The organism is uncultured Roseovarius sp., assembly GCF_963972555.1.
GTDB classification, from domain to species: Bacteria; Pseudomonadota; Alphaproteobacteria; order Rhodobacterales; family Rhodobacteraceae; genus Roseovarius; species Roseovarius mucosus.
In genome coordinates this window covers 59,701-73,258 of record NZ_CAXAUM010000009.1, presented here as the reverse complement: position 1 = coordinate 73,258, position 13,558 = coordinate 59,701, and the positions used below count along the sequence as shown (strand labels likewise).

Sequence of the window (13,558 nt, the reverse complement as noted above, 5' to 3'; positions counted from 1 at the left end):
GTTGTTGCCTGCTTCCAATCCGCGTCCGGGGCGAGCGCACCCGCCCCGTGTCTCAATTTCCTCAGCTACACCCGCTCGTAGAGCCACAGGTGTTGCACTTCATGCAGGTGCCGTTGCGCACCAGCGTGTAGTTGCCGCATTCGCCACAGGCCTCGCCCTCGTAGCCCTGAAGCCGCGCCTTGGTGCGGGCATCCATGCTGACCGAGCCAGAGGCGACCGCCGTAGTCGTGGTCATGGTCGACATCGTCGCACTGGCCGTTTCAGGCACCAGCGTGGCCAGCATGCTCATCGCATCCATGCCATCGCCTGCGGCGCGCGCCATGGCCTGTCCGCCTTGGAACACCACCAACTCTTGCGGCAGACGCTTGCGCAGATAGCCGGTTGAACTGATCTGCTTGAGCACCTCCAGCGAGCGGTTGGCGGCTGCCTCGCTCATTTCCGAAACATTGCGCACGCCCTCTTCCTCGCCGCGCCCCAGATCGTCAAAGCTGGCCCCCGAGGGTTTGACATGCGCCAGATCGGTGCGATCCAGATAGCTCACCGCCAGTTCGCGGAAGATATAGTCAAGGATCGAGGTCGCATTCTTGATGCTGTCATTGCCCTGCACCATGCCCGCCGGTTCGAACTTGGTAAAGGTAAAGGCATCGACGAATTCTTCCAGCGGCACGCCATATTGCAGGCCAACCGACACCGCGATGGCGAAATTGTTCATCATCGCACGAAAGCCAGCGCCCTCTTTGTGCATGTCGATGAAGATTTCACCCAGCTTGCCATCCTCGTACTCACCGGTGCGCAAATACACCTTGTGACCGCCGACAATCGCCTTCTGCGTATAGCCCTTGCGCCGCTCCGGCAGCTTTTCGCGATGCGATTTCTGGATTTCCTTGATGATCACCTTTTCGACGATCTTCTCGGCCAGCACCTGCGCCTTTTGCTGCGGTGTGCCGGATTCCAGAATGTCGGCGGCCTCGTCATCATCCTCGACCAGACTTGCCGCAAGCGGCTGGCTCAGCTTCGATCCATCACGGTAGAGCGCGTTGGCTTTGACGCCCAGCGACCACGACAGCTCATAGGCCTTCTGGCAATCCTCGATGGTGGCGTCATTGGCCATGTTGATGGTCTTGGAAATCGCGCCTGAGATGAACGACTGTGCCGCCGCCATCATGGTGATATGGCTCTCGACCCCAAGATAGCGCTTGCCCTTCTTGCCGCAGGGATTGGCGCAATCAAAGACCTTGTAATGCTCCACCTTGAGATGCGGCGCGCCTTCCAGCGTCATGGTACCGCACACATGGTCGTTGGCCAATTCGATATCACGCTTGGAATAACCCAGATGCGTCAGGATATCGAAGGTCGGATCGTTCAGCTTTTCCGCCGGAATACCCAGAACATTGGTGCAGAACTCCGCGCCCAGCGTCCACTGGTTGAACACGAACCGGATATCAAACGCCGAACCCAGGGCCGCATCCACCTTGGTCAGCTCATTGGGTCCAAATCCGTGACCGATTAGCGAGGTGTGGTTGATCCCCGGCGCATTGCCAATGGAGCCGTGACCCACAGCGTAGCTCACGATTTCCTCGATCTGCGCCGAACCATAGCCCAGCTTTTCCAAGGCGGCCGGAACCGACTGGTTGATGATCTTGAAATAACCGCCGCCTGCCAGCTTCTTGAACTTGACCAGCGCAAAATCGGGCTCGATCCCGGTGGTGTCGCAATCCATCACCAGACCGATGGTGCCCGTCGGCGCGATGACCGAAGTCTGGGCATTGCGATAGCCGTGCTTTTCGCCCAGCTTCAGCGCCTCATCCCAGGATGCCATCGCCAGATCAACGAGCCGCGCATCGGGGCAATTCTTGTGGTCGAGCGGCACCGGTTTCACGGCCAGCCCCTCATACCCCTCGGTGGCCCCATAAGCCGCATTGCGGTGGTTGCGGATCACGCGCAGCATATGCTTGGCATTGCGCTTGTAGCCCGCAAATGCCCCCAACTCTCCGGCCATCTCGGCGCTTGTGGCATAGGCCACGCCGGTCATGATCGCCGTCAACGCCCCGCAAAGCGCGCGGCCCTCGTCGCTGTCATAGCCAAAGCCCATGTTCATCAGCAAACCGCCGATATTGGCATAGCCCAGACCCAGGGTGCGGAACTCATAGCTGAGTTGCGCAATCTCCTTCGACGGGAACTGCGCCATCGTCACCGAGATTTCCAGCGTCACGGTCCAGAGGCGCGTCGCATGCATATAGGCATCTGCGTCAAACTTGCCATCCGCGTAGAACTTCAAGAGGTTCATCGAGGCCAGGTTGCACGCCGTATCATCCAGGAACATATATTCCGAACAGGGGTTGGACCCCCGGATCTCACCATCTTCCGGGCAGGTGTGCCACGCGTTGACCGTGTCGTGATACTGAATACCCGGATCAGCGCAGGCCCAGGCCGCGTGCCCCACATCTTCCCACAGATCACGCGCCTTGATCGTCTTGGCAACCGACCCATCGGTGCGGTTGATCAGCGCCCAATCGGCATCGTCCTTGACCGCCTTCAGAAACGCATCAGTAACGCGGATCGAATTGTTGGAATTCTGACCCGACACGCTGGCATAAGCCTCCGAATCCCAATCCGTATCATAGGTCGGGAATTCGATGCTCTCATAGCCCTGCTTGGCATAGTCCAACACCCGCTTGACGTAGGTTTCGGGGATTTGCACCTGCTTGGCACTGCGAATGGCAGCCTTGAGTTGCTCGTTCTTCTTGGGATCGACGGAATCCTCGGAACTGCCATCCCAGGCCCGGATCGCGGCGAAGATCTGGTTGAGCTTCTGCTCGTGCATCTTCGAGCCTGCGACGATGCTGGCAACCTTCTGCTCTTCCTTGACCTTCCAGTTGATGAATTCCTGAATATCGGGGTGATCGGCATCACAGATCACCATCTTGGCCGCGCGCCGCGTGGTGCCGCCCGACTTGATCGCGCCAGCCGCACGGTCGCCAATTTTCAAGAAGCCCATGAGGCCAGACGACTTGCCACCGCCCGACAGCTTTTCACCCTCGGCGCGCAGGCTGCTGAAATTGGTGCCCGTGCCAGAGCCGTATTTGAACAGACGCGCCTCACGCACCCAGAGGTCCATGATCCCGCCGTCGCCCACCAGATCATCCTTGACCGACTGGATAAAGCAGGCATGCGGCTGCGGATGCTCATAGGCCGAGCTGGATTTGGTCAATTCGCCGGTCTGGAAATCGACGTAGTAATGCCCTTGGCTCGGACCGTCGATGCCATAGGCCCAGTGCAGCCCGGTGTTGAACCACTGCGGGCTGTTGGGCGCCGCCATCTGGCGCGCCAGCATATAGCGCATCTCGTCGAAATAGGCGCGGGCGTCCGATTCCTTGGTGAAATAGCCGCCCTTCCAGCCCCAGTAGCACCAGGCGCCCGCCAGCCGGTCAAACACCTGCTTGGCACTCGTCTCGCCACCAAAGCCGTCATTGTCCGCCGCAGGCACCGAGCGCCACAGGAACTCAGGCACGCCCTCTTCCTTGACCTTTTCGATCCGGTTGGGGATGCCCGCCTTGCGGAAATACTTCTGCGCGATCACGTCGCTTGCGACCTGGCTCCAGCCGCGGGGCACTTCGATGTCATCCAGCCGGAAAACCGTCGTGCCATCCGGGTTACGGATTTCGGAACTCGTGGTCACGAATTCGAGCGCTGCATAGGCGTCTTGTCCGGCGGTGGTGAATTTTCTTTCGATCTTCATCTCTTCTGCCCCATCGCAATCGTTTTCTGGCCTTTTGGCCCAGTGTGATTTTCAGGCGTTTGGCCTGATGTGAGTTTGTCGTTTTCCCCATGGACGGCGCTTGTCAGGCGTTGCGAAACGCCGTCTGGCCCTGCCGTGCGGAGTGGTCACTGTCTGGTCGTCCTGAGTGTCGGTGTCATGTCCCTGCCGGGGCGAGCCACTATATGTTGTGGCCTTGCTGCCCGCCCACACAAACTGACGTATATTGCCATAGGCGGTCAACGAAAACTTTTCGGATTTTGGCAGAAAAAACGTTTGACTAAGTCTCAGGTCACGCCCCCTCGATCGCGGACGTGATTCATCCACAGCCAGCCCCGTAAAGAAGCCGTTATTTCCGGCGCATTTGCCGGGCATAGCTATCACAGAGGTTGAAGTTTGGTGCGCTTTGCGCCTGCCGCAAAATGCGGCGCGCGCGCCTTGGAAAAGAGACCCCGGAGGGGACCTGACATAAGCGTGTGGGTGAAATGGTCGGGGCGATAGGATTCGAACCTACGACCCCCTGTTCCCAAAACAGGTGCGCTACCAGACTGCGCTACGCCCCGGACCGTGCGCCTCCATACTGGTGATTACCGAGCTTGAAAAGCCAAAAACCGGCCTCGTGACGCTTTATTGGCTCTCGGCGCAGGGCCAGGCCGCCTTGGTCTGGTCAATCGCGGCATGCCGCATGGTCCAACCTTCGCGAATTCCGATTTTACGCGCCAGACCACCATTGATCTCCAGCACCGCCAAAATGTCCTGACCGCCAAAAATCGGCGACTCGTCCAGCGGCTGCGCCTCGTGATGTACCTTCTTCACGGTGCCTGTCTCGTCCATGAAAATCATGTCGAGCGGAATCAGCGTGTTCTTCATCCAAAACCCAACCGGCTGCGGTTCGGGATAGACAAAGAGCATGCCCGCGCTCATCGACATCGTCTCGCGATTCATGAGGCCTTGGGCGCGCTCGGCCTTGTCATCGGCCACCTCGACGCGGAAACGCGCGGTGCCGGCATCGCTGCGCAGCATCACCACGTCTTCGCGGCAACTCTCCGCCGCTGCCGTGCTTGCCAGACCGGCAAGCACGACGGCCGCCATCACTCGGACACTTTTACCGCCGTTTCCCATCCACACACCTCGGTTGCCATTCGCCCCCTTTTACCATCAATCACGCGGATTGCCAGCGCCTCGCCGGGCTGAACATCCGCAAGACCGGAGCGGCGCAAAACCTCGATATGCACGAATACGTCTTCGTCGCGACCAAAGGTATTGGCAAAGCCAAATCCCTTGCCCTTGTCGAACCATTTGACGCGGGCGGGTTGCAGCGGCGCGTTGCGAATGATCTCGGGATCAATCTCGTCGAGATCGGCAAGCCCTGTGTGTTCAAGATCATCCGGCGGGCTGATGGCATGCACCGCCACGGCCTGCCGACCGCGTTCGGTTTGCTGCACGTCCAATTCAACTCCGGCGCGATCCGCAACCGAACTTTGGCCAAAGTTCCGCAGAACATTGGCATGTAGCAAAATATCTGGGCCACCTTCATCGGCGATCACAAACCCAAACCCTTTTACAGGGTCAAACCACTTAACACGCCCTTTCAATCTGCGAATATCGTCATCCTGTATCGTCACTTTGTCCTACCTAACAGCCTTCATCCCCAAGACTGTGTAACACTTGCGTCATATTCGCCCCCGCTTGCAAGCGGTTAATATCAATTACTTTCAATGCCTTGCATTTCACGCAACGTGAAATTCATGGGTTCAGGCGTTGAATTTCCCAGTTTTCCCCTATGCCTTTTCGCCGCCACACAAAGCGGTCGTGCAACCGAAACGCTCCGTCAGCCCAGAATTCGATTTCCACCGGAGCGATCTTGAAACCACCCCAAAATGGTGGCCGCGGCGGATTCGGACCTTTCTGCGCCGTGATCTTGGCCACCTTCGCCATCAAGGTCGTCCGGCTGTCGAGCGGCTGCGATTGCTCCGATGCCCAGGCCCCAAGACGGCTCTTGAGCGAGCGCGAGGCATAATAGGCATCCGCGCGCGCGCCCTCTTCCCGACTCACCATACCACGAATACGCACCTGACGGCGCAAGGATTTCCAATGCAGCACCATCGCCGCCTTGGGATTGGCGGTCAGTTCGCGCCCCTTGGCGCTGTTGTAATTGGTGTAAAAGATGAAGCCGTCTTCGGAAATCTCCTTGAGCAGCACCATCCGCACATTCGGCAACCCATCGGCATCCACCGTCGACAGCGCGACGGCATTGGGATCGTTCATCTCTGATTTCTCAGCCTCGGCCAGCCAGCCGCGTGCAATCTCGAACGGGTCATCCCCTGCAAATAGTCCGTCGCGTTCCATGAACTTCCCTTGATGCTGCCTGCGAGAATTCGCTCTTATGTTACCATATGTGTCAAACTAGTGTTCTGAACGGCATTTGACACCCTGCCCTGGAAAATGACCAGCCCTTGATGCAATCCCCCCAATCGCCTAAAGGTCAGAAAAATCTGATGGTCGGGGGCTGGGAATGTCGAACAATCTGATGGCGGGAAAACGCGGGCTTATCATGGGGCTCGCCAATGACAAATCAATCGCCTGGGGTATTGCCCGCGCCTGCGCCGATGCCGGCGCGGAACTGGCCTTCAGCTATCAGGGCGATGCGCTGAAAAAGCGGGTCGATCCGCTGGCGGCAGAACTGGGTTCGACCATCGTTCTGCCCTGCGACGTGGGCAATATGGCCTCGGTCGACCAACTCTTTGTCGATCTCGCCACCCATTGGGACAGCCTCGATTTCGTGGTGCACGCCATCGGCTTTTCCGACAAGAACGAATTGCGCGGGCGTTACGTCGACACCAGCCGCGACAATTTTCTGATGACCATGGACATCTCGGTCTATTCCTTTACCGCCGTGATGCAGCGCGCAGAAAAGATGATGGGCGAGGGCGGATCGGCCCTGACCCTCACCTATTACGGTGCCGAACAGGTGATGCCGCATTACAACGTCATGGGCGTAGCCAAGGCCGCGCTTGAGGCCTCCGTGAAATACATGGCCGAGGATCTGGGCAAGGACGGCATCCGCGTCAACGCTATCAGCGCCGGTCCGATCAAGACACTGGCCGCCTCCGGCATCGGCGATTTCCGCTATATCCTGAAATGGAACGAGTTGAACTCGCCGCTGCGCCGCAACGTGACCATCGACGACGTGGGCCGTTCCGCACTTTACCTGCTCAGTGATCTGGGCTCTGGCGTGACCGGCGAGACGCTGCATGTCGATGCGGGCTACCATATCGTCGGCATGAAGGCCGTCGACGCCCCCGACATCGACGCCACCTGAAAGGACAGCCCATGACCGCGCTCGATCTTCTGACCTTCAACGCGGTTCTGGCCGCCGCCATCCTCAGCCCCGGCCCGGCCCTGCTCTTTGCCCTGCGCACCGCACTGGCCGATGGCCGCGCTGCAGGCATTGCGGCGGGCATGGGCCTTGGTCTTGTCGCGGCCCTCTGGACCCTCGCGGCGCTTCTTGGTCTCGAGGCACTCTTTACCCTCTTTCCATGGGCATATCTCGCGCTCAAAATCGCAGGAGCGGCCTATCTCCTCTATATCGCGTGGACCACTTGGCGCACCGCGCGACAGCCCGTGACCGAAGGTCCGCGCAAACCACGCGGCCGCGCCTTTCTTGACGGGGTGCTGATCAACCTCGGCAATCCCAAATCGGTGCTTTTTGCCGCCTCTGTGCTGGTTGTGATCTTTCCCAAGGGCCTCACCGCCGCGGAAATCGCGCTCATCACCGCCAATCACATGCTGGTGGAGTGGCTCTTTTACGCAGGCTTTGCCACCCTGCTGAGCGGGGCCGCCGCCCGCCGCGCCTATCTTGGCGCGAAACCGATCATCGACCGCGTGGCGGCCCTCTTGCTGGGCGCGCTCGGGCTGAAACTTCTCTTGAGCAGGTAACACCATGATGGACCGCCTCCCCCATGAAAAAGGCTTTCACGTAAGCTGGGATCAACTTCACCGCGACGCCCGCGCGCTTGCGTGGCGGCTTCAGGGCGAAGCTCCCGAAGGCGGCTGGCGCGCGGTCGTGGCGATCACGCGCGGCGGCATGGCCCCGGCGATGATCGTGGCGCGCGAGTTGGACATCCGCACCGTCGATACGATCAGCGTGAAATCCTACAACCACCAGACCCAGACCGCCCCCGTGGTGATCAAATCCCCCGATATGTCCATCATGGGTGACGGCGCGGGCGTGCTCATCGTGGATGATCTCGTGGACACGGGTCGCACCCTCGAGGTGGTGCGCCAGCACCTGCCGCGTGCCCATGTCGCCACCGTTTACGCCAAGCCGATGGGCCGCGCGCAGGTCAACACCTTCGTGACCGAAGTCAGCCAGGACACCTGGATTTTCTTCCCCTGGGATATGGCCCTGCAATATGTCGAACCCTATCGGGGCGCCTGACATGACCAACCTGCCCCGCACTGCCTGCACCTTTTCGCCCCCCGTGATGGAGGCGCGGCGTTGGCTCGATGGGGTGACATTCCCGCCCCACCGCCCGCTTATCAACGTGAGCCAGGCCGCCCCCGTCGCCCCGCCCCCCGAGGCGCTGCGCCGCGCGGTGGCCGAGGCGGCGCTCAATGAGCCGCAGGCGCATCTTTATGGCCCCGTGCTGGGCCTGCCCGACCTGCGCGCCGAAGTGGCGGCGCAGTGGTCTGCCAGCTATGGCGGCACCGTCGCACCCGCTCAGGTCGCCATCACCTCGGGCTGCAATCAGGCCTTTTGCGCGGCGATCACCACGCTCTGCGGCGAAGGGGATGAAGTTATCCTTCCAACCCCTTGGTATTTCAATCATAAAATGTGGCTCGACATGGCAGGCGTGCGCGCAGTTCCGCTGCCTGCGGGGGCCGAACTCTTGCCCGATCCGGATCACGCAGCGGCGCTCATCACGCCGCGCACCCGCGCCATCGTGCTCGTCACCCCCAACAATCCGGGCGGCGTGGAATATCCCGCCGACCTCACCCGCGCCTTTTACGCGCTGGCGCAAGAGCGCGGCATCGCCCTCATCGTCGATGAAACCTACCGCGATTTCGATGCCCGCCCCGGCGCGGGCCATGATCTCTTTCACGATCCCGACTGGGCCGAGACACTCATCCAGCTTTATTCCTTTTCCAAGGCCTACCGGCTGACCGGGCATCGCGTCGGCGCGATGGTGGCCTCTCCGACCCGTCTGGCCGAGGTCGAGAAATTCCTCGACACCGTCACCATCTGCCCCAACCAACTGGGCCAGATCGCGGCCCTCTGGGGGATGCGCAACCTTGGGCAATGGCTGGCCGGTGAACGCGCCGAAATCCTCGACCGGCGCGCGGCGATCCACGACAACATGCCGAAACTTGCAAGCCAAGGCTGGCGCCTCTTGGGCTGCGGTGCCTATTTTGCCTATATGGCACATCCTTTCGCCATGGACTCGGCCCAATTGGCACAGGCGCTGGTGCCCGAGGCGGGCGTTCTTCTGCTCCCCGGCACCATGTTCCGGCCCGCCGATGACGCACAGGGCGCGCGCGAATTGCGCGTGGCCTTCGCCAATCTCGATCGCGCGGGGATCGACACGCTCTTTGACCGGCTCGCAGCCCTCCGCTGGCCCCTTGTCGCGGGCGGTCACAGCGCGTAGACAGTCGCCCAACACGGGCGCAAGCCACCAACAGTGAGGGGGCCATCATGGCGGGCAAAGGTATCTACAAGGGCGCGATGTGGGTTCTCATGGGCCTCTTGATCGTCGGCCTTGCCGGGTTCGGCGCAACCAACCTCTCGGGCAATGTGCGCAGCATCGGCCATGTCGGCACCGCCGAGATTGACGTGACCACCTACGCCCGCGCCCTGCAAAACGAAATCCGCGCGCTCGAGGCCGAACGCGGCTCTTCCATGACCTTTGCCGAGGCCCGCGCCGCCGGGGTCGATACCGATGTGCTGGGACGTCTGGTGGCGCGCGCTGCGCTGGAACATGAGGCCAATCGCCTTGGCCTCTCGGTCGGCGACGAGAACCTGCGCGAGCAGATCCTCGACATCCCCGCGTTTCAGGGTCTCGACGGAAGCTTTGATCGCGAGGCGTATCGCTTTGCCCTCGATCAGGCAGGGCTGAACGAATCCCAGTTCGAGGAAAACATCCGCGCCGAAACAGCCAGCACGCTGGTGCAGGCCGCCGCCTTGGCAGGATTGCAGACGCCCAGCACCTATATGGACACGATGATGACCTATCTGGCCGAGCGGCGCAGCCTTGCCTTTGCCGTGCTCGACCGCAACGCGCTGCAAACCGGCCTGCCGGTCCCGTCAGAGGATGACCTCAAGACCTATCACCAGAGCCATCTGCCCGATTTCACCACGCCCGAAACCAAGACCATTACCTATGCCTGGGTCACGCCCGCGATGATCCTCGACAGCGTCGAAGTGGACGAGGCCGCGCTGCGCGAGGCCTATGCCGAGCGCGAGGCGGAATTCAACATGCCCGAACGCCGACTGGTGGAACGCCTGGCCTTTGCCGATACCGAGGCCGCCGCCCGCGCCCGTACCCGGATAGACGAGGGCATCGCCCTTGAAATGCTGGTCTCCGAACGGGGGCTCGACATGGCAGATATCGACATGGGCGATGTCACCCGCGAGGAACTGGGCGCAGCCGGTGATGCGGTGTTCTCCGCCGAGGCCGGCGATGTGGTCGGCCCGATCGACACCAATCTTGGCCCCGCGCTCTTTCGCGTCAACGCCGTGCTCGCCGCTCAGGTCACGAGTTTTGAAGAGGCGGAACCGCGGCTGCGCGAAGAGCTTGCCACTGACCGCGCCCGCCGCGTGATCGAGGCTCAGATCGACACGGTGGATGACCTCCTCGCCGGAGGGGCCACGCTCGAAGATGTGGCCAAGGAAACCGATCTCGAACTCGGGAGCATCGATTGGCACTCTGGTCTGACCGAAGGCATGGCGGGCTATGACAGCTTCCGCACCGCCGCCGAATCCGTGGCCGAAGGCGACTACCCCGAGGTTGCGCAGCTCGCCGATGGTGGCATTTTCGCCCTGCGCCTCGACGGCATCCAGGAGCCGCGCATCCAACCGCTCGAAGACGTGCGCGACGCGGTGCTGGCCGGCTGGCGGGCTGAGGCCACGGTGGCCGCGCTGCGCGCCCAACTGGAACCGCAGCTTGCCGAATTGCGGGCAGGCGCGAGCTTTGCCGATCTTGGGCTGACCGCAACCGAAGTGACCGACATGACCCGCCGCGACTACCGCCCCGACGCACCCGCCGAATTCATCGACACTGTGTTTGCCATGACCGAGGGCGAGGTCCGCGTGATCGAGGGCGAAGGCCGGCTCTTCGTGCTGCGCCTCGACAGTATCGAACCGCCCCTTCCCGCAGACGAGGACGAGGATCTCGCCCGCCTGCGCAGCGCCCTTCAGGATCAGGTCGCCGCCGATCTCGGGCAGGATCTCTTTCAGGTGCTGGCCAATGACATCCGCGCCCGCGCGGGCGTAGAGCTGGATCAAGCGGCCCTCAACGCCGTGCATGCCAATTTCAACTGAGGACCGCGCAATTGGAACTGACCCCGTCGTTCGAGGATTTCGCCCGCGCCTATGAGGCGGGGGAAAATCAGGTGGTGCATGCGCGGCTTGCGGCCGATCTCGACACGCCCGTATCGCTGATGCTCAAGCTGACTGGGGCGGCGCGTGATGCCTTCCTGCTCGAATCCGTGACGGGCGGCGAATTGCGCGGGCGCTATTCCATCATCGGCATGAAACCCGATGTGATCTGGCAGTGCCACGGCACCACCAGCCGAATCAACCGTCAGGCCCGTTTCGATCACGACGCCTTTGAGGATCAGCAAGGCGATCCCTTGGCCAACCTGCGCGCCCTCATCGCCGAGAGCCGCATCGCCCTGCCCGAAGGCATGCCTGCTGCCAGTGCCGGTCTCTTTGGTTATCTGGGCTATGACATGATCCGGTTGGTCGAACACCTGCCAGATGTGAACCCCGATCCGCTTGGCCTGCCCGATGCCGTGATGCTGCGCCCTTCTGTCGTGGCCGTTCTGGATGGCGTAAAGGGTGAGGTGATGGTGGTGGCCCCCGCTTGGGTCAGCAGCGGACAATCGGCGCGTGCGGCCTATGCACAGGCCGCCGAACGGGTGATGGACGCGGTCCGCGATCTCGAACGCGCCTTGCCGCAATCCAGCCGCGCACTTGGCGAAGCCCGCGAAGACGCGGCCCCGGTGTCGAATTTTACCCGCGAAGGCTACAAGGCCGCCGTGGAAAAGGCCAAGGACTACATCCGCGCAGGCGACATCTTTCAGGTCGTGCCCAGCCAGCGCTGGACGCAGACCTTTCGCCAGCCGCCCTTCTCGCTCTATCGCAGCTTGCGGCGCACCAACCCGTCGCCCTTCATGTTCTATTTCAACTTCGGCGGCTTTCAGGTGATCGGGGCCAGCCCCGAAATCCTCGTGCGCGTCTTTGGCCAAGAGGTGACGATCCGTCCCATCGCAGGCACCCGGCCCCGTGGTGCCACTCCCGAAGAGGATCGCGCGCTCGAGGCAGATCTTCTGGCCGACAAAAAGGAACTGGCCGAGCATCTCATGTTGCTCGATCTGGGCCGCAACGACGCGGGCCGCGTCTGCAAGATCGGCACAGTGCATCCGACCGAAAAATTCATCATCGAGCGCTACAGCCACGTCATGCACATCGTCTCGAACGTGGTTGGGGACTTGGCCGAGGATCAGGATGCGCTCAGCGCCCTTTTGGCCGGTCTGCCCGCAGGCACCGTGTCCGGCGCACCCAAGGTCCGCGCGATGGAGATCATCGACGAGTTGGAGCCCGAGAAGCGCGGCGTCTATGGCGGCGGTGTCGGCTATTTCAGTTCGGGCGGCGACATGGATGTCTGCATCGCCCTGCGCACAGCCGTGGTCAAGGAGGAGAACCTCTATATTCAGGCCGGCGGCGGCGTGGTCTATGACAGCGACCCCGAGGCGGAATATATGGAAACCGTCCATAAATCGAACGCCATCCGCCGTGCAGCGGCCGATGCCGCGCGCTTTGGTGGTGACGCCAACGGCTGAGCCATTTGACTCAGGTCAAAGCGCGCGCGCTCTTGCGGGCGTAGGTCTACCACATCATATTCCAATTAAGGAATATAATGGAGGGAAGCCCATGATCCGCATGACCCGATTCGCCACCCCGGCCCTCTTGGCTCTGGCCTTGGCTTTAACCCCACTCGCCAGCGCCGCCAGCGAGGCCCTGCCCCTGCAAGAGCCCGTGGCCGCCGAAACGCTCAGCAAGAGCAAACAGACCACCCCCGGTCTCTATATCACCGCCGCCGATGCCGGCCGCGTGCTGGCCGACAACCCCAATGTTGCGCTCATCGACGTGCGTACCCCGTCCGAGGTGAACCTGATCGGCTATGCCACCGCCGCCGCCGCCAATATCCCCTCGAAACTGATGGACCCTGCCCTCTCCTTCGACGCCAAGAAGGGCATGTATAAAATGGTCGATAATCCCGCATTCGTAGACGAGATGAAGGCCTGGCTCGCCAGCGATGCCGCCGCAGGCGTGGATACCCTGCTGGTGATGTGCCGCTCCGGTTCACGCAGCGCGGCGGCAATCTCCCGGCTGGTAGAGGCCGGGGTGGATGTGACGCTCTACAATGTTGTGGACGGGTTCGAAGGCGACACGAACGACGCAGGCGCGCGCGTCGTCAACGGCTGGCGCAATGCTGGTCTGCCCTGGACCTACAAGGTGCGCGCGGGTCTGCGCCCCGGCTATAACTGAGACTTGCGGCAGGCTGTGCCCTCGGGCAA

The 13,558-nt window shown here is 61.7% G+C and carries 11 protein-coding genes and 1 tRNA gene; 7 read left to right on the top strand and 5 right to left on the bottom strand.

Features of this window, described 5'->3' with window-relative positions:
• Nucleotides 1-61: 61 nt before the first annotated feature.
• From AACZ65_RS10690 to pdxH, 5 genes are all read right to left on the bottom strand, one after another.
• Entirely contained in the window at nt 62-3,739 is a 3,678-nt protein-coding gene (locus tag AACZ65_RS10690) for a vitamin B12-dependent ribonucleotide reductase (RefSeq protein ID WP_339670664.1), read from the bottom strand.
• 504 nt (nt 3,740-4,243) lie between these two features.
• A tRNA-Pro gene (locus AACZ65_RS10685) sits at nt 4,244-4,320 on the bottom strand.
• A 64-nt stretch (nt 4,321-4,384) separates the two neighbouring features.
• Nucleotides 4,385-4,849, bottom strand: coding sequence for a DUF192 domain-containing protein (locus tag AACZ65_RS10680; protein ID WP_037270831.1), 465 nt, complete (start codon nt 4,847-4,849; stop codon nt 4,385-4,387).
• Nucleotides 4,849-5,382, bottom strand: coding sequence for a cold shock domain-containing protein (locus tag AACZ65_RS10675; protein WP_339670662.1), 534 nt, complete (start codon nt 5,380-5,382; stop codon nt 4,849-4,851). The genes AACZ65_RS10680 and AACZ65_RS10675 overlap by 1 nt, the downstream gene beginning before the upstream one ends.
• A 121-nt stretch (nt 5,383-5,503) precedes the next feature.
• Nucleotides 5,504-6,106, bottom strand: coding sequence for a pyridoxamine 5'-phosphate oxidase (gene pdxH, locus AACZ65_RS10670; protein WP_037270826.1), 603 nt, complete (start codon nt 6,104-6,106; stop codon nt 5,504-5,506).
• A 166-nt stretch (nt 6,107-6,272) separates the two neighbouring features.
• On the opposite strand from pdxH, the gene fabI reads away from it, so the two are divergent.
• From fabI to AACZ65_RS10635, 7 genes are all read left to right on the top strand, one after another.
• A complete protein-coding gene (fabI, locus tag AACZ65_RS10665; protein ID WP_339670659.1) occupies nt 6,273-7,079 on the top strand; it encodes an enoyl-ACP reductase FabI in 807 nt (268 codons plus the stop codon).
• Nucleotides 7,080-7,090: 11 nt separating this feature from the next.
• Nucleotides 7,091-7,696 (top strand): LysE family translocator, encoded by a 606-nt coding sequence (locus AACZ65_RS10660; protein WP_339670657.1) that lies wholly within the window; start codon nt 7,091-7,093, stop codon nt 7,694-7,696.
• A 4-nt stretch (nt 7,697-7,700) separates the two neighbouring features.
• Nucleotides 7,701-8,198, top strand: coding sequence for a xanthine phosphoribosyltransferase (gene gpt / locus AACZ65_RS10655; protein WP_037270818.1), 498 nt, complete (start codon nt 7,701-7,703; stop codon nt 8,196-8,198).
• 1 nt (nt 8,199) lies between these two features.
• Nucleotides 8,200-9,405, top strand: coding sequence for an aminotransferase (locus tag AACZ65_RS10650; RefSeq protein WP_339670654.1), 1,206 nt, complete (start codon nt 8,200-8,202; stop codon nt 9,403-9,405).
• 47 nt (nt 9,406-9,452) lie between these two features.
• Nucleotides 9,453-11,297 (top strand): peptidyl-prolyl cis-trans isomerase, encoded by a 1,845-nt coding sequence (locus AACZ65_RS10645; RefSeq protein ID WP_339670652.1) that lies wholly within the window; start codon nt 9,453-9,455, stop codon nt 11,295-11,297.
• Nucleotides 11,298-11,308: 11 nt separating this feature from the next.
• Nucleotides 11,309-12,820 (top strand): anthranilate synthase component I, encoded by a 1,512-nt coding sequence (trpE, locus tag AACZ65_RS10640; RefSeq protein ID WP_339670650.1) that lies wholly within the window; start codon nt 11,309-11,311, stop codon nt 12,818-12,820.
• Between the two features lie 91 nt (nt 12,821-12,911).
• Nucleotides 12,912-13,529 carry a sulfurtransferase gene (locus AACZ65_RS10635; RefSeq protein ID WP_339670647.1) on the top strand — a complete coding sequence of 206 codons (618 nt, stop codon included), beginning with the start codon at nt 12,912-12,914 and terminating at the stop codon, nt 13,527-13,529.
• Nucleotides 13,530-13,558: the final 29 nt, after the last annotated feature.